General features: G+C 71.8%; 13 protein-coding genes and 2 rRNA genes. 9 read left to right on the plus strand and 6 right to left on the minus strand.

Going from position 1 to position 16437, the window contains the following annotated elements; translation table 11 throughout:
- Both K377_RS37150 and rrf read left to right on the plus strand, forming a co-directional pair.
- Positions 1-136 (plus strand): 23S ribosomal RNA (locus K377_RS37150); the annotation flags it as partial.
- 134 nt (positions 137-270) lie between these two features.
- Positions 271-387, plus strand: a 5S ribosomal RNA gene (gene rrf / locus K377_RS37155).
- Between the two features lie 111 nt (positions 388-498).
- Here the strand turns inward: rrf and K377_RS37160 are convergent.
- Genes K377_RS37160 through K377_RS37180 form a run of 5 tightly spaced genes read right to left on the minus strand, consistent with a single transcriptional unit; the run spans position 499 to position 6164 of the window.
- The gene (locus K377_RS37160; protein WP_111668068.1) at positions 499-1809 is read right to left on the minus strand and encodes a DUF58 domain-containing protein; all 1311 of its coding nucleotides are present in this window, start codon (positions 1807-1809) and stop codon (positions 499-501) included.
- 12 nt (positions 1810-1821) lie between these two features.
- Positions 1822-2811, minus strand: a complete 990-nt coding sequence (locus tag K377_RS37165) for a MoxR family ATPase (protein WP_111668069.1) — start codon at positions 2809-2811, stop codon at positions 1822-1824.
- Positions 2811-4103, minus strand: coding sequence for a DUF4350 domain-containing protein (locus K377_RS37170; protein WP_111668070.1), 1293 nt, complete (start codon positions 4101-4103; stop codon positions 2811-2813). Before K377_RS37170 ends, K377_RS37165 begins: the two co-directional genes overlap by 1 nt.
- Positions 4100-4789: a DUF4129 domain-containing protein gene (locus K377_RS37175; RefSeq protein WP_375605993.1), complete on the minus strand. Its 690-nt coding sequence runs from the start codon at positions 4787-4789 to the stop codon at positions 4100-4102. The genes K377_RS37170 and K377_RS37175 overlap by 4 nt, the downstream gene beginning before the upstream one ends.
- A gap of 4 nt (positions 4790-4793) precedes the next feature.
- Positions 4794-6164, minus strand: a complete 1371-nt coding sequence (locus K377_RS37180) for a glycerophosphoryl diester phosphodiesterase membrane domain-containing protein (protein ID WP_111668072.1) — start codon at positions 6162-6164, stop codon at positions 4794-4796.
- A gap of 140 nt (positions 6165-6304) precedes the next feature.
- Between K377_RS37180 and mtnA the strand changes: the two genes are divergently transcribed.
- The 7 genes from mtnA to K377_RS37215 all read left to right on the plus strand — a co-directional run bounded on the left by mtnA (position 6305) and on the right by K377_RS37215 (position 15104).
- Complete coding sequence (gene mtnA, locus K377_RS37185) at positions 6305-7495, plus strand: S-methyl-5-thioribose-1-phosphate isomerase (protein ID WP_111668073.1); 1191 nt, start codon at positions 6305-6307, stop codon at positions 7493-7495.
- 4 nt (positions 7496-7499) lie between these two features.
- Entirely contained in the window at positions 7500-8189 is a 690-nt protein-coding gene (mtrA, locus tag K377_RS37190; RefSeq protein ID WP_199836122.1) for a two-component system response regulator MtrA, read from the plus strand.
- Position 8190: 1 nt separating this feature from the next.
- Positions 8191-10344, plus strand: coding sequence for an MtrAB system histidine kinase MtrB (gene mtrB, locus K377_RS37195; protein ID WP_237551568.1), 2154 nt, complete (start codon positions 8191-8193; stop codon positions 10342-10344).
- Between the two features lie 85 nt (positions 10345-10429).
- Complete coding sequence (locus K377_RS37200; RefSeq protein ID WP_111668141.1) at positions 10430-12199, plus strand: LpqB family beta-propeller domain-containing protein; 1770 nt, start codon at positions 10430-10432, stop codon at positions 12197-12199.
- A gap of 122 nt (positions 12200-12321) precedes the next feature.
- On the plus strand, positions 12322-13077 hold the full coding sequence (locus tag K377_RS37205) for a ComF family protein (RefSeq protein WP_111668074.1): 756 nt from the start codon (positions 12322-12324) through the stop codon (positions 13075-13077).
- A 335-nt stretch (positions 13078-13412) separates the two neighbouring features.
- Positions 13413-14108, plus strand: a complete 696-nt coding sequence (gene hpf / locus K377_RS37210; protein WP_375605994.1) for an HPF/RaiA family ribosome-associated protein — start codon at positions 13413-13415, stop codon at positions 14106-14108.
- A 243-nt stretch (positions 14109-14351) separates the two neighbouring features.
- Positions 14352-15104 carry a response regulator transcription factor gene (locus K377_RS37215; protein WP_111668076.1) on the plus strand — a complete coding sequence of 251 codons (753 nt, stop codon included), beginning with the start codon at positions 14352-14354 and terminating at the stop codon, positions 15102-15104.
- 21 nt (positions 15105-15125) lie between these two features.
- Here the strand turns inward: K377_RS37215 and K377_RS37220 are convergent, their stop codons facing one another.
- Complete coding sequence (locus K377_RS37220) at positions 15126-16298, minus strand: winged helix-turn-helix domain-containing protein (protein WP_181512744.1); 1173 nt, start codon at positions 16296-16298, stop codon at positions 15126-15128.
- Between the last annotated feature and the right edge of the window lie 139 nt (positions 16299-16437).

Genomic DNA, 16437 nt, shown 5'->3' on the forward strand with positions numbered 1-16437 from the left:
AGCCTGCTTCGAGATGAGTATTCCCACCCCCATGAGGGGTTAAGGCTCCCAGTAGACGACTGGGTTGATAGGCCGGATCTGGAAGCACCGTGAGGTGTGGAGGTGACCGGTACTAATAGGCCGAGGGCTTGTCCTCAGTTGCTCGCGTCCACTGTGTTGTTCCCAGACAACGAACAGTTGTGCTGGCTGAACAGTTTCACTTATCAATTGAAGAGTGTGCTAGTTCGCCGCCCTGTTCTTACGTCCCTTTTGCGGGATGTCTGAAAGGGTTTCGGTGGTCATAGCGTGAGGGAAACGCCCGGTTACATTCCGAACCCGGAAGCTAAGCCTTACAGCGCCGATGGTACTGCAGGGGGGACCCTGTGGGAGAGTAGGACGCCGCCGAACTAATTTTGAGAAAGCCCCCGTGCCATTGGCGCGGGGGCTTTCTGCGTTTACGGGGTAACTAATTCCGCAGCCTTGTCTTCTGTGAAATGAAGTGAGGCTGCGGAGGGGTGATCAGAGGCGGCCGGCCGCTTTCAGGGACAAGTAGGCGTCCGCCAGGGCCGGGGCCAGTTCTGCAGGTGTTGCGTCGACGACCGTGACGCCGTGGCGGGTGAGTTTTTCCGCGGTGCGGAGGCGTTCTGCTGTGGCCTGGGCCGCCGATGCCGCGTCGTAGATCGCGTCCGTGGTGCCGCGGGCCGCCGCCATTGTCGCGATCGCCGGGTCGGCGACCGAGGCAACCACCACGGTGTGGCGCTTGGTGAGGCGGGTGAGGACGGGGAGCAGGCCCTCCTCGACCGGGGCTGCCTCCAGCGACGTAAGAAGAACGATGAGGGAGCGGCGGGGCGCCGTGTGGAGGGCCGTTGCCGTGAGGCCGCGGGCGTCTGTTTCGATCAGCTCGGGTTCCAGGGGCGCCATGGCGTTGACCAGGGCCGGGAGGACATCGCCCGCCGTGCGGCCCTGGACCAGGGCGCGGACGCGGCGGTCGTAGGCGAGCAGGTCGACGCGGTCGCCGGCGCGGGAGGCCAGGGCGCCCAGGAGGAGCGCGGCGTCCATCGAGGCGTCCAGGCGCGGGGCGTCGCCGACCCGGCCGGCGGACGTCCGGCCCGTGTCCAGGACCAGCAGGATGTGGCGGTCGCGTTCGGGGCGCCAGGTGCGTACGGCGACAGCGGACTGACGGGCTGTCGCGCGCCAGTCGATGGAACGGGTGTCGTCACCGGGGACGTACTCGCGCAGGCTGTCGAACTCGGTGCCCTCGCCCCTGGTCAGCACGCTGGTGCGGCCGTCGAGTTCGCGGAGGCGGGCCAGTTTGGAGGGGAGGTGCTTGCGGCTGTGGAACGGCGGCAGGACGCGGACCGTCCAGGGGACGTCGTGCGTGCCCTGGCGGGTGAAGAGGCCCAGCGGGCCGTACGAGCGGACCGTGACGCGGTCCGCCCTGCGGTCGCCCCTGCGGGTGGGCAGGAGGCGGGTGGTGAGGCGACGGCGCTCGCCCGGCGGGATCGTCACCCGGTGGCGGGACGCGTCGTGCTCCATGCCCCTGCGCCAGGTGCTGGGCGGCCAGGCGTCGCGGATCTGCGCGCGCAGCGGGCGGCGGCCGGGATTGGTGACCGTCAGCGTGACATCGGCCGGGTCCCCGAGACGTACGGACGTGTCGCCCGCGCGCGTGAGACGCAAAGAGCGTACGGGGGCGGCCAGCGCGAAGTCGCAGGCGCAGGCCAGGGCCAGGGGGGTGTTGACGGCCAGGATGCCTGTCCAGCTCGGCTCCCAGATCCCGATGGGGAGGGAGCCGACGGCTGCGAGCAGGGCCGTGCGTCCGGTGAGGGCCATGTCGTCCGGTCTCTAGCGGGGGACGGGGACGTGGGTGAGGATCGCGTTGATCACCGAGTCCGTGGTGACGCCTTCCATCTCCGCCTCCGGGCGCAGCTGGACGCGGTGGCGGAGCGTGGGCAGGGCGAGGGCTTTGACGTCGTCGGGGGTGACGTAGTCGCGGCCGGTCAGCCACGCCCAGGCGCGGGCCGTGGAGAGCAGCGCCGTCGCTCCTCGCGGCGAGACGCCGAGCGTGAGGGACGGGGATTCGCGCGTCGCCCGGCAGATGTCGACGACGTACGCGGTGACCTCGGGGGAGATCGACGTCTTGGCCACCGCGGCGCGGGCCGTCTCCAGGTCGGCGGCCGTAGCTACCGGGCGGAGGCCGGCCGAGGCGAGGTCGCGCGGGTTGAAGCCGGACGCGTGGCGGGTGAGGACGTCGATCTCGTCCTGGCGGGTCGGAAGAGGAACGTTCAACTTGAGCAGGAAGCGGTCCAGTTGGGCCTCCGGGAGCGGGTACGTGCCCTCGTACTCGACCGGGTTCTGGGTGGCGATCACCATGAACGGGTCGGGGAGGGGGCGCGGGGCGCCGTCCACCGTGATCTGGCGCTCTTCCATGGCCTCCAGGAGGGAGGACTGGGTCTTCGGCGGCGTGCGGTTGATCTCGTCCGCGAGGAGGAGGTTCGTGAACGCCGGGCCCGGCTGGAAGGAGAAGCGCGAGGTGTGGGTGTCGTAGACCAGGGAGCCCGTGATGTCGCTGGGCATCAGGTCGGGGGTGAACTGGACGCGCTTCGTGTCGAGTTCGAGGGACGCGGCCAGGGCGCGGACGAGGAGGGTCTTGGCCACGCCGGGGACGCCTTCGAGGAGGACGTGACCGCGGCACAGAAGGGCCACGACCAGGCCCGTGACGGTGGGGTCCTGGCCGACCACGGCCTTGCCGATCTCGGTGCGCAGGGCTTCGAGGGACGCCCGTGAGCTGCGGGGATCGGGTGTGGGCCCGGCGTTGTCAGTGGTCGGGTCCATCATGAATTCCGTACCTCTCTTTCGAGGGCGTCGAGGTGGTCGGCGAGGGCGATGAGTGCCGCGTCGGTCGTGGGGGGCGGACCGAAGAGGAGAGCGTGCAGGTCCTGGCCGGGCGTGGGGAGTTGGCGGGCCAGGGCCGGCAGGAAGGTCTCGGGCGTGTGGGCCTGGGAGACGGGGATGCCGATGAGGGGGGCGAGCTTGGTGCGGGTGGAGATACGCAGGGCGTTCGCCGCGCGGTCGCGGGCGTTGGCCTTGCGGTAGAGGCGGGCGCGGCCTTCGGCGGTCTCGGAGGCGCGGATCGCGACGGGGAGACGTTCTGGGACCAGTCGGCCCAGACGGCGTGCGCGCCAGAGGGCGGCGAGGGCTGCCGCGACGAAGAGCTGGAGCGTGCCCCAGAGCCAGCCCTTGGGGATCAGGTCGAAGAAGCTGCGGTCGTTCTGCGCACCGGAGGCCGCGGATTCGTCGGAGAGGGAGGGGAGGTACCAGACCAGATGGGGACGGGTACCGAGGAGTTGGAGAGCGAGCGAGGCGTTGCCCTGCTCGTCGAGGCGGTCGTTGAGCAGGATGTCGGGGGCGCCGATGATCACCGTGTCGCCGTCGCCGGTCGCCGTGGGCAGGCGGAGCAGGGTGGGGATGCCGTCGCTCGGATAGCAGGAGTCGGCTTCCTCCGACGCCGTGTTGTAGCGCTGGCCGCCCGTGTCGGCCGTGCCCGCGGTGCGGGCCGTCGGCAGGGAGCAGTCGGGGGTGAGGGTCGTCTCGGTGCTGGTTCCGGGGTCCGCGGAGACCCCGGGGGCCAGCTTGCCGACCGACGCGGCGCTGGGGGCGACGAGGACCGTACGGCCGCCGGATTCGGCGGTGGCGGCCTGGAGCCGGCTCTGCTGGTGGGCCGTGAGCAGGTCGGGGACGGCGACGAGGAGGGTGGTGTCCGCTCCGGTCGCGGCCCGGGCCTCGGCGGCCGTGGTGACGACGCGGGTGTCGACGCCGCGCTCGTCGAGGAGTGCGGCGACGGCGCGGCTGCCGTACTGGTCGGCGGAGCGCGGGTCGAGTTCGCCGTGCTTCTCGCCCGAGCGGACGGCCGCGGTGGCCACGGCGGCGGCCAGGAGGAGGACCAGGGCGAGGGCGATGCCTCGCGTGCGGGTCCACACCTGGCGGACCGTGGGGGTGGTCGAGGTGTCCTCGGGGGACGGCTCCGGCGGTGGGAGTGGTGGCGGCGTGCCGGTGAGGGTGGCCGTGGACGTGCCGGTGGCGGACCGGTCGGGCTTGGAGAAGTCCGGGGTGGTGGGGTCGGTCATCGTGCGGCCCCCGGGGCGGCGAGGGAGGGGGTGGTGTGTTCCGCCTCGGTGTCCAGGGCGGTCAGGCGCTGGTACATCTCCGAGGTCGCGGAGCGGCCGCCGTATGTGACGTCGTCGAAGTCGCGGGCCGCCGCGCGGAGCCGGTCGGTGTGCTGCGGCAGGGCGCGGGCGGCCTCGCCGGCCGCCTCGTCGGCGGTGCGGCCGGGGCGGGGGTCGAGCAGGGCGCGTTCCTCCAGTGAGCGGACCAGGGCTCGCATCCGCTCCTGGACGGCCTGGTTCCAGTGGCCCTGGGCGGCGTGTGCCTCGGCGGCCGCCCGGTGTTCGGCGGCGCTGCGCGGGCGGTCGTCGAAGAGCCGGGCCGTGGAGGTGGGGGAGCGGCGCGGGGTGCCGAGCCGCCACCACAGCGCGGCCGCGACGGCGACGATCGCCAGCACGATCACGATCAGGCCGACGGCGCCGCCCGGGGTGGCGCCGGACGCGGCGGACAGCAGCTTGTCGATCCACTCCCAGAACTTGTTCAGCGCCCGCATGAACCAGCTCGGATCGTTCTGGTGGTACGCGGGCTTGGACAGCTCGTGCTCGGCCGCTCTCCGCGCCGGATCGCGCGAGATCGTCACCGGCGGCTCGTCGCCGCCGGCGCGCGTCAGCCAGGCCGCCGCCATGAGCACTCCCCCGGGCGCGCTCACCGCATCAGCCCCCCGGGGTGGCGCCGGGGGCGGTCCCGTAGCCCTGAAGGCCCGCGGCGCGGGCGAGTTCGAGGTCGAGGGCCTCGCGGCGGATGCGCTGGTCGATGTAGAGCAGCACGGTCACGCCCGCGGTGATCGGGAAGGTGAGCGTGGAGCCGATCACCGAGCCGAGGCCGCTGATGATCAGGAAGGCCCAGCCCGAGTCGCCGGTGCTGTCGAGGAGGCCGACGCCGCCTCCGCTGACCGCTGCGGCGATGAACGTGAAGGGGATGAGGATGATCGAGGAGACGATGTTGGTGATGAGCGTCGCCAGGATCTGAATGCCGAAGACCCGCCACCAGGAGCCGCGGACCAGCTTGCCGGACCGGCTCATCGCCTTGCGGACCGTCTGCTTTTCCAGCATCAGCGCGGGCGAGGACAGCGAGAAGCGGACCATCAGCCAGACCGCGACGACGAAGCCCGCGATGCCGCCGATGACCGCGAGGACGGTGCCTCCCTCGGACGAGCCGAGGATCGCGACGAGGATGCCGGGGACGGTGCCTACGAAGACGGTCGCCGCGGCGATCAGCGGCAGCAGCAGCGTCAGGCCGAGCAGCCTGAGGACCTGCGGCCGGGCGTCGCGCCAGGCCTCGCCGGTGGTGACGGAGGTGCCGAGGACCGCGCGGCTGGTGACGGTCGTGAGCAGGGCCGTGGCGATGATCGTGCCGAGCAGCGTGACCACGAGGACGACACCGGTGCCGATGAACAGCCCGCCCAGGGCGTTGAGGATCTCGCGGGGCGTGGCGTCCGGGTCGTCGAGCGCGGCGGTGGTCGACGCGTCGTTGAGGAAGAAGCCCTGGAGGAGGACCACCAGAAGCTCCGTGACCACGGCGACGGTCAGCGAGATGCCGAGGACGGTGCGCCAGTACGTGCGCATCGTCGAGACCGCGCCGTCGAGGATCTCCCCGACGCCCAGCGGGCGCAGCGGGATGACACCGGGCTTGGCCGCGGCGGGCGGGCCGCCCCAGCCGCCGGGGCCCTGGCCCCAGCCGCCTTGGCCGCCGCCCTGCGGCGGAGCACCCCAGCCGCCGTGACCGGGACCGCCGGGGCCCTGGCCCCAGCCGCCCTGGCCGCCCCAGCCCTGGCCGGGGGCCGGCGGGGGCGGTGGCGGGGCCTGACCGGGGCCGGCGGGCCCGGAGGTGCCGGGGGAGCCGGAGGGAGCCGACCACTGCGCGGGCGGCGGCTGCTCCTTGGACCACTGGGGGCCCTGGCCCGCGGCGTCCTGTGGAGCGGCGCCCTGGGCGTCACCGTTCTGGCCCGTGCTCTCCTGGCCCTTGTCGTCGGGGCCGTCGGAGGGGGCAGATCCGGGCGAGGCCCAGCCCGGAGTGTCGTTCATCGTCGCTCCTTCAAGGTGCCCGTCCGCGGGCGCGGCGGCAGGTTGGCTGCCATCGTGCCATGGGGTGGGTTCGGCGTGACCTGGCCCCGTAGTGCCTTGACACCTTCAATTGTCGGGGCAGGTGAGGGCAGACTGGGCGGATGGCTGATCAGTACGCGCAATCCAGCGAGGACATACAGCTCAGCGAGGACATACGGCCCAAGACCAACGACGTACAGGCGATCCGCTGGGAGGAACCGGCGGAGGGGCCCGTTCTGGTGTTGCTCGACCAGACGCGCCTTCCGGCAGAAGAAGTCGAGCTGGTGTGCACGGATCCGCAGGCGCTGGTGCAGGCGATCCGGTCCCTGGCCGTGCGCGGAGCTCCGCTGCTCGGCATCGCGGGGGCCTACGGTGTGGCGCTCGCCGCCGCTCGTGGATTCGACGTGCGGCAGGCCGTGGACGCCCTGGCGAGCGCACGGCCCACCGCGGTCAATCTGGCGTACGGGGTCCGCAGGGCCGAGGCGGCGTACCGGTCGGCGCTGGAGAGCGGGGCCGGAGCGGACGCCGAGGCCGTCCGGGAGCGGGCCGCCGCTGCCGCGCTCGCCGCCGCGCGGGCGCTGCACCAGGAGGACGCCGCGGCGAGCACCAGGATGGCGGAGCACGGGATACGGCTGCTCGACGAGCTGCTGCCCGGCGGGAACCACCGGATCCTGACGCACTGCAACACCGGGGCGCTGGTCTCCGGTGGTGAGGGCACGGCGTTCGCGGTGGCGCGCGCCGCGCACCGTGCCGGGCGGCTGCGCCGGCTGTGGGTGGACGAGACCCGGCCCCTGTTGCAGGGGGCGCGGCTGACGGCGTACGAGGCCGCGCGGAGCGGGATGGCGTACACGCTGCTGACCGACAACGCGGCGGGATCGCTGTTCGCCGCCGGTGAGGTGGACGCCGTGCTGATCGGCGCGGACCGGATCGCAGCCGACGGTTCGGTGGCCAACAAGGTGGGGAGCTATCCGCTCGCGGTTCTGGCGCGTTATCACCATGTGCCGTTCATCGTGGTGGCGCCGGTGACGACGGTGGACCTGGCGACTCCCGACGGTGCGTCCATCGAGGTGGAGCAGCGGCCCGGGCATGAAGTGACGGAGCTCACGGCGCCGCAGGTGCCGTTGGCGGGAGTGGAGGCGGGTGGCGGGATTCCGGTGGCACCGTTGGGAACGCAGGCGTACAACCCTGCGTTCGACGTGACACCGCCGGATTTGGTGACGGCGATCGTCACGGAGTGGGGCGCTCTGGCGCCTGTGACAGGTGAGGGCCTGAGTGAGCTGTGTTCCAGGTCACGCCAGGTAACGATGAGCTAATGGGATGATGTGGTCCATGAAGGGACGAGTCCTTGTCGTCGACGACGACACCGCACTGGCCGAGATGCTCGGCATTGTGCTGCGTGGTGAAGGTTTTGAGCCGTCGTTCGTAGCTGACGGCGACAAGGCGCTGGCCGCTTTCCGGGAGACCAAGCCTGATCTGGTTCTCCTCGACCTCATGCTGCCCGGCCGGGACGGCATCGAGGTGTGCCGCCTGATCCGGGCGGAGTCCGGGGTGCCGATCGTGATGCTCACGGCGAAGAGCGACACCGTCGATGTGGTGGTGGGGCTCGAGTCGGGCGCCGACGACTACATCGTGAAGCCGTTCAAGCCGAAGGAGCTCGTGGCCCGTATCCGGGCGCGGCTGCGGAGGTCGGAGGAGCCCGCGCCCGAGCAGCTGGCCATCGGTGACCTGGTCATCGACGTGGCCGGGCACTCGGTCAAGCGGGACGGGCAGTCGATCGCGCTGACGCCGCTGGAGTTCGATCTGCTGGTGGCCCTGGCCCGCAAGCCGTGGCAGGTGTTCACCCGCGAGGTGCTGCTCGAGCAGGTGTGGGGCTACCGGCACGCGGCGGACACGCGCCTGGTCAATGTGCATGTGCAGCGACTGCGGTCGAAGGTCGAGAAGGATCCCGAGCGGCCCGAGATCGTGGTGACCGTCCGCGGTGTCGGTTACAAGGCAGGGCCGAGCTGACATGTCCCGGAACAGTGCCGCTTCGGCGCCCGGGAAGCCGGGAACCCGCACGGAGCGGCCTGTGGGACAGCCGGCGGCCGGGCGGGTCCCCTGGGCACGCCGGATGTTCGACGGCGGTCTGCTGCTCCAGGGCGGAATGAAGGGCAGTCCGGTTCTCCGGCTGTTCACGCGCTGGGTGCGGCGGCCGCTGCTGCCCGCGATGCGGCTGTGGCGGCGCAACATCCAGCTGAAGGTCGTCGTCACCACCCTGGTGATGTCGCTGGGTGTCGTGCTGCTGCTCGGCATCGTCGTCATCGGGTCCGTGAGCAACGGCCTGCTGGACGCCAAGGTGAAGGCCTCGCAGAGCCAGGCCGAGGGCGGCTTCCGGGCCGCCAAGGACAAGGCGGACTCCACCACCACGAGGGCGCAGGACGGCGGGGCCGAGGACGGCCGCACCACCGTGGACGCCAATCAGTGGAAGAGCGACCTCGTCACCCAGCTCTCCAGCGGCGGCAAGGGCGCCTTCGACGTCGTCACGCTCAGCTCCAGCGACGCCGACAGCGGCAACGGCCGGGCCCCGCGCGGGTCGGGCAACGTGGAGCCGGTGCGCAGCGTGCCCGAGGAGCTGCGGGAGCGGGTCGACCGGATGACCGGCGCCTCCCAGGAGTACACGCGGATCATCGACAAGGAGGGCCAGGACTCGCAGCCGGGCCTGGTCATCGGCAAGCGCCTCAACGACCCGTGGGGCAAGGCGTACCAGCTGTACTACCTCTTCCCGCTCACCCAGGAGGAGAAGTCCCTGGGCCTGGTGAAGGGGACGCTCGCGACGGCGGGGCTGTTCGTGGTCGTGCTGCTCGGGGCCATCGCCTGGCTCGTCGTGCGGCAGGTCGTGACGCCCGTGCGGATGGCGGCCGGAGTGGCCGAGCGGCTCTCCGCGGGCCGCCTTCAGGAACGTATGAAGGTCACCGGCGAGGACGACATCGCGCGCCTAGGTGAAGCCTTCAACAAGATGGCGCAGAACCTGCATCTGAAGATCCAGCAGCTGGAGGATCTGTCCCGGATGCAGCGGCGGTTCGTGTCCGACGTCAGCCATGAGCTGCGGACCCCGCTGACGACCGTACGGATGGCGGCGGACGTCATCCATGAGGCGCGGGTCGACTTCGATCCGGTGACCGCGCGGTCGGCGGAGCTGCTCGCCGATCAGCTGGACCGGTTCGAGTCGCTGCTCGCGGACCTGCTGGAGATCAGCCGGTTCGACGCCGGGGCCGCCGCGCTGGAGGCCGAGCCGGTCGACCTGCGCGAGGTCGTGCGGCGGGTCGTCAGCGGCGCCGAGCCGCTCGCGGAGCGCAAGGGCACACAGGTGCGGATCGTCGGTGACGATCAGCCGGTGGTCGCCGAGGCGGACGCCCGGCGGGTCGAGCGCGTCCTGCGCAATCTCGTGGTGAACGCCGTGGAGCACGGCGAGGGCAGGGACGTCGTCGTGCGGCTGGCCGCCGCCGGTGGCGCCGTCGCCGTCGCGGTGCGCGATTACGGGGTCGGGCTCAAGCCGGGCGAGGCGACGCGGGTGTTCAGCCGTTTCTGGCGGGCCGATCCGGCCCGCGCGCGGACGACAGGTGGTACCGGTCTCGGCCTTTCGATCGCCCTGGAGGACGCGCGGCTGCACGGCGGCTGGCTGCAGGCGTGGGGCGAGCCGGGCGGCGGTTCGCAGTTCCGGCTGACGCTGCCGCGGACGGCGGACGAGCCGTTGCGCGGGTCGCCGATACCGCTGGAGCCGGAGGACTCCCGGCGCGGCCGGGGCCAGGGCGACGGCGGCGCGCAGGACAGGAAGCTCGCGACGGTGCCCGCCCAGGCGCCGTCCCAGTCGGCGCAGGCCGCGATGGCGCCGCGGATGCGGCAGGCCGCGGTGCCCGCCGATCCCACGGCGCTTCCGGGCAGTGGCGCGCGCGTGGTCGCGCGGGGTACGGGCGCGGCTGGCGGGGCGTTGAGCGTGCCGCGCCAGCCGGGCGATGACACACACAGGACCGGCGAGGCCGGGACGGTCGGTGACGTGGGTCCGGTGGAGGCCGGCGGGCCCGAGCCCGGGCCCGGCACACCCTGGCGGGGAGACACCGCCGTCGGCGGCCGCCGCGGTGGACCGGCGGAGCGGGACGAGGGGAGCGACGGCGGTCGTGGATGAGCAGCGGGCGTCGCGTCGGCGGCGCAGGGTGCGGGGCGGTGCGCTGGCCGGATGCGGCGTCATCGTCCTCGCCGGGTGTGCGTCGATGCCGGACAGTGGCGGGCTGCAGTCGGTGGAGGCGTCGCAGCGGCCGGACTCCCCGGTCCGCGTCTTCGCGCTGCCGCCGCGGGACAACGCGGGGGCCAAGACCATCGTCGAGGGCTTCCTCGAGGCGCTGACCAGCGACGATCCCTCGTACGCGATGGCCCGCAAGTATCTGACGGCCAAGGCGGCGAAGGACTGGCACCCCGAGCGGGAGACCGTCGTGCTCGCGGACGGTCCCAGGCCGCGTCCGCTGGACCGGGCGAACGCGAGGGAGGAAGGGCGTCTCTTCGAGCTGACCGGGACCCGGGTCGCCAGCCTCGACGACCAGCAGGCGTACCAGCCGGACGACCGCGGCTACGAGGGACAACTGCATCTGAGCCTGGTCGCCACCGCCAAGGGCAAGCCGAAGCAGTGGCGGATCGACACCCCGCCCGCGGGCGTGGTTCTGGGCGAGAGCGACTTCCAGCGGATCTACCAGTCCGTCAACAAGTACTACTACGCGGTGGATTCGGCGTCGAAGTCCGGTGACGGAGGCAGCCAGAGGCGGCTCGTCGCCGACCCCGTCTTCGTACGGAAGTGGGCGGACCCGCTGACGGAGACCGTCAAGGAAGTGCTCGCGGGGCCCACTCGCTGGCTGAACCGTGTGGTGACGACGTCGTTCCCGACGAAGGCTGCGCTGCGGGACGGGACGAAGTCGCTGACTCCCGACGACGCGAACAAGCTGACGGTGCCGCTGGACAAGAGCGCGGACGCGATCGGTGCGGCACGGTGCAAGGAGATGGCGGCCCAGATCCTCTACTCGCTGCGTGACCTCGCGTCGTCGAGCGTGGAAGAGGTCGAACTGGAGCGCTCCGACGGCCGTTTGATGTGCACCCTGGAGAAGAGCGCGGCCTACGCGCTGGTGGCGCCGCGGTACTCCCAGGCGACCGAGTACCAGTACTTCCTGGACGACAAGGGCCGCGTCGTGCGGATGCCGGGCACCGAGGGCTCCCACAAGCCCGAGCAGGTGGCGGGGCCGATGGGCGAGGGCGAGCGGCCGATGCGGTCCATCGCGGTCTCCCGGGACCAGGAGCGGGTGGCCGGGGTGTCGGGCGACGGGCGTTCGCTGTACGTGGCGTCCATGGTCACCAACGCCTCGCTCGGGGACGCGCTCGTCCACAGCGCCGCCAAGGCGGAGAAGGACGGTTTCACGACGCCCAGTTGGGACGCGCAGGGCGACCTGTGGGTGGCCGACCGTGATCCGAAGAACCGGCGCCTGCTCGTGTTCGGACAGGGCATGGCCGACCGGATGCAGGAGGTCCCGGTCGCCGGGCTCGGTGACGACGCCGAGATCGAGGCGGTGAAGATGTCCGGCGACGGCGCGCGCATCGCCCTGCTCGTCGACGAGAACGGCACGACGCAGCTCCGGATCGGCCGGGTCGAGCGGGACCACGGCGTGACCGGTGGCGACGTCGAGATCTCGGTGGCCGGTCTGCGCCCGGCCGCGCCGGAGATGGAAGAGGTCACCGCCATGTCGTGGGCGGGCGGCAGTCGGCTCGTGGTGGTCGGCCGGGAGTCCGGTGGGCTGCAGCAGATCCGGTACGTGCAGTGCGACGGCTCGACACCGACCGGGCAGGCGCTGCCGGGGCTGACGCGGGTGAGCGAGATCGCGGCGTCCGACACGGACCTGCCGCTCCTCGCGCACTCCGACGACGGCATCGTGCGGCTGCCCTCCGGGGCCGCGTGGCAGTCCGTGCTGAAGGCCGGGACGGCGCCGGTCTACCCGGGATAGGGCCGCTCCCACCTGCGCGTTCCACGGCGGCCGGACGGCCGCTGGTCAGGGCCGCCGAGTTGTCCACAGGCCGTTGTCCACAGGGGTGGTCGTACGGCGCGCGTGTTGGCACAGTGGTGGGTATGCGGGGGTGGTGGCAGGACCTCTCCGACTTGGTGCTGCCGGCCCAGTGCGCAGGCTGCGGCAGGTCGCGTACGCCGCTGTGCGCCAGGTGCGCACAGGCGGTGCGCGGTGCTGGCCCGGGCCGGGTGAGGCCGCGGCCGATGCCGCCGGGACTGCCCGTCGTGCACGCCGCCGCGCCCTACGAGGGGCCTGTGCGGGCGGTGCTGCTCGCGCACAAGGAGCGGGGCGCGCTGGGGCTCGCCCGGCCGCTGGGCGAGGCGCTGGCCAGGGCGGTGCGGGCCGGACTGCCCGCGGGCGGTACGGGAGCCGTGGCGCTGGTGCCGGTGCCGTCCGCGCCCTGGGCGGTACGGGCGCGCGGGCACGATCCGACGCGGCGCCTCGCGTACGCGGCGGCGGCCGCGCTGCGCCGGGAGGGCGTCCCGGTCCGGGTGCTCGCCGTGCTGCGGCAGCGGCGTGCCGTGGCCGATCAGTCGGGGCTCGACGCGCGGCAGCGCCGGGCCAATGTGTCGGGCGCGCTGGACGTGGTCGGCGGGGTGACCGGGCTGCTCGGGGAAGTTGGCCGGATCGTGCTGGTCGACGACCTCATGACGACGGGCGCGTCTTTGGCCGAGGCGGCGCGCGCAATACACGCGGTGACGCGTTCTGCAACAGCACCGGGAGAAGGCGCGGCGGATCCCGGAATGCCAGGACCGATCACGGTGGGGGCAGCCGTGGTCTCCGCGTCACCGGATTCCTTCGAAATAAACCGGAACTGACCGAGGATCTGCATCGTTGCAGGTAGAGAGAGGGTTCATCCACCTGAATGGAGGTACGCGTCAGTAGAGGGTGACGACATCCGTCCGGGCGAGATATGTTCAGTTGTGAGGAACTCGGCAGGAAAGACAGAAGCCGTACCTCGCATATCGGAATGCCGCGCGAGCGATTGCGCAGAGATTTCGACAATCACCCGCCGCGGGAGGGTGGAGATCTCGTCCGCGGGGGAGGAGGAGGTGGAAGTCACCGAGTCCGAGGCTCCGGAAGTGGCCGGAGTCGTGTGCAAGAGGGAGATGCTCCGCCGAGCGGGCGGAGTTATCCGGGAACGGAGTTCTGCGTGGACATCGTCGTCAAGGGCCGCAAGACCGAGGTACCGGAGCGGTTCCGCAAGCACGTGGCCGACAAGCTGAACCTGGAGAAGATCCAGAAGCTCGACGGCAAGGTGATCAGCCTCGACGTCGAGGTGTCCAAGGAGCCCAACCCCCGACAGGCCGACCGCTGCGACCGCGTGGAGATCACGCTGCGCACGCGGGGTCCGGTGATCCGGGCCGAGGCATCGGCGAACGATCCGTACGCGGCGCTCGACCTCGCCACGGAGAAGCTCGACGCGCGGCTGCGCAAGCAGCACGACAAGCGCTCGTCGCGGCGTGGCACCAAGCGGATCTCGGCCGCCGAGGTCGCCGAGCACGTCCCGGACGCCGCCACGCTCAACGGGGACGGCACGATCGCCAAGGACGACACCGAGGACGACGCCGTACCGACCACCAGGATCGGATCGCTCGAGGTCCAGGGCGAAGGCCCGCTCATCGTGCGCGAGAAGACCCACGTCGCCGCACCCATGACGCTCGATCAGGCGCTCTACGAGATGGAGCTGGTCGGGCACGACTTCTATCTGTTCGTCGACTCCGACACCAAGGAACCGAGCGTCGTCTACCGGCGCCACGCCTACGACTACGGCGTCATCCACCTCAGCAGCGACCCCATGGTCGCCGACGTGCGCAGCGCCGACGCGGGAGACGCCATCGGCGGCTGAGTCCGCCCGGTCCTCCCGACGGACCGGTCCGCCGACAGGCTGTCCGAAAATCCACTCATCCGGTGCCCCTGGAGTGTGCGTGCGCCCCCGGGGGCACCCTTGTGCGACCCCTTCGTGCACCGCTCCGTCGACGCGCGGACGCCGAGGCATGAAATCATGGCCGCACCGGGTCAACCGGTGGGCCGACGCCTCGGGTTGGCCCGGCACAGGAAGACGGGGCCACGGCCTTCAGGGGGAGGAACGATGGCGGACAGCTTCGGACCGATGCGGGGCGAGGGCGCCGGCGCGGCCGATGGCGGCGCCGGCACGGGCCCGGACGAGGGCTCATCACGCAAGGAGCCGATCCGGGTCCTTGTGGTGGACGACCACGCGCTGTTCCGGCGCGGCCTGGAGATCGTGCTCGCGGCCGAGGAGGACATCCAGGTCGTCGGCGAGGCGGGCGACGGCGCCGAGGCGGTGGACAAGGCGGCCGACCTGCTGCCGGACATCGTCCTCATGGACGTACGGATGCCCAAGCGCGGCGGCATCGAGGCGTGCACCTCCATCAAGGAAGTGGCACCCAGCGCCAAAATCATCATGCTCACGATCAGCGACGAGGAAGCGGATCTCTACGACGCGATCAAAGCGGGCGCGACGGGATATCTGCTGAAGGAGATCTCGACCGACGAGGTGGCCACGGCCATTCGCGCCGTCGCCGACGGGCAGTCGCAGATCAGCCCCTCCATGGCGTCGAAGCTGCTCACCGAATTCAAGTCGATGATCCAGCGCACCGACGAGCGCCGGCTCGTGCCCGCGCCGCGGCTCACCGATCGTGAGCTGGAAGTGCTGAAGCTGGTGGCCACCGGGATGAACAACCGGGATATCGCCAAGGAGCTGTTCATCTCGGAGAACACCGTGAAGAACCATGTGCGCAACATCCTGGAGAAGCTGCAGCTGCACTCCAGGATGGAGGCCGTGGTGTACGCGATGCGGGAGAAGATTCTCGAGATCCGCTAGCCGCGGCGCTCGGCCCGGTGCTCAGTCGAGGGCTCTGACGAGGTCCTGCTTCAGGGCCGCGTCCGTCATGCGCTCCACCCGGACGCTGTCGCAGCCCACCCAGCTCGCGGCTTCGAGCAGCGCCTGCGCCACCCCCGGGACCGCCTTCGGGCCGTCCAGCGAGACCTGCCGGGCGACCAGCGTCGTGCCCTCGCGTGCCGGGTCGACGCGGCCCACCAGCTGTCCGCCCGCCAGGACCGGCATCGCGAAGTAGCCGTGGATCCGCTTCGGCTTGGGGACGTACGCCTCCAGACGGTGCGTGAACCCGAAGATCCGCTCCGCCCGCGCCCGCTCCCAGACCAGCGAGTCGAACGGCGACAGCAGCGTCGTGCGGTGCCGGCCGCGGGGCGTCGACGCCAGCGCCGCCGGGTCCGCCCAGGCCGGCTTCGCCCAGCCCTCGACCGTCACCGGTACCAGGCCCGTCTCCTCGATCACCGCGTCGAACTGCTCGTTCTTCAGCCGGTGGTAGTCGGCGATGTCCGAGCGGGTGCCGACGCCGAGCGCCTGGCCGGCCTGGACGACCAGGCGGCGCACGCACTCCTTGTCGTCCAGGTCGTCGTGGAGCAGCACCGCGGGGATCGCCCGCTCCGCCAGGTCGTAGACCCGCTTCCAGCCGCGGCGCTCGACGCACACCACCTCGCCGTACATCAGGGCGCGCTCGACGGCGACCTTCGAGTCCGACCAGTCCCACCACTCGCCCTTGTTCTTCGCGCCGCCCAGCTCCGTGGCGGTCAGCGGGCCCTCGGCGCGCAGCTGCTTGATCACCTGGTCGTAGGCGCCGTCGGGGAGGTGGTGGTTCCAGTGCGGGCGGTTGCGGTAGGCGCGGCGGCGGAAGGCGAAGTGCGGCCACTCCTCGATCGGGAGGATGCAGGCGGCGTGGGACCAGTACTCGAAGGCGTGGGTCCCGGTCCAGTAGGCCTGCTCGACCTTCTTGCGGCCGACCGCGCCCAGGCGGGCGTACGGGATCAGTTCGTGGGAACGGGCCAGGACCGAGATCGTGTCGAGCTGGACCGCGCCGAGGTGGCGCAGGACTCCGCGGACGCCTGCGGCGCGGTTCGGGGCGCCGAGGAAGCCCTGGGCGCGCAGGGCGATGCGGCGGGCTTCCGCGGCGGACAGGGCGATGGGGCTGGTGGGCTGCGGCGCGGTCGTCGGCATGAGCGGAACGATAGGGGGCGGCGCTGACAATCGGGGCCGGTGTCGGGGGCCGGGCCGGGCCGTGGGTGCCGCTCCGGGCCGTGGGCGGGGGCCGATCGGGGCGCCTGCCCGGCGCCGGGTGCCGCCTTGCCCACCCTGC

Origin of the sequence: Streptomyces sp. PsTaAH-137, assembly GCF_003259365.1 — a bacterium.
Taxonomy (GTDB): Bacteria; Actinomycetota; Actinomycetes; order Streptomycetales; family Streptomycetaceae; genus Streptomyces.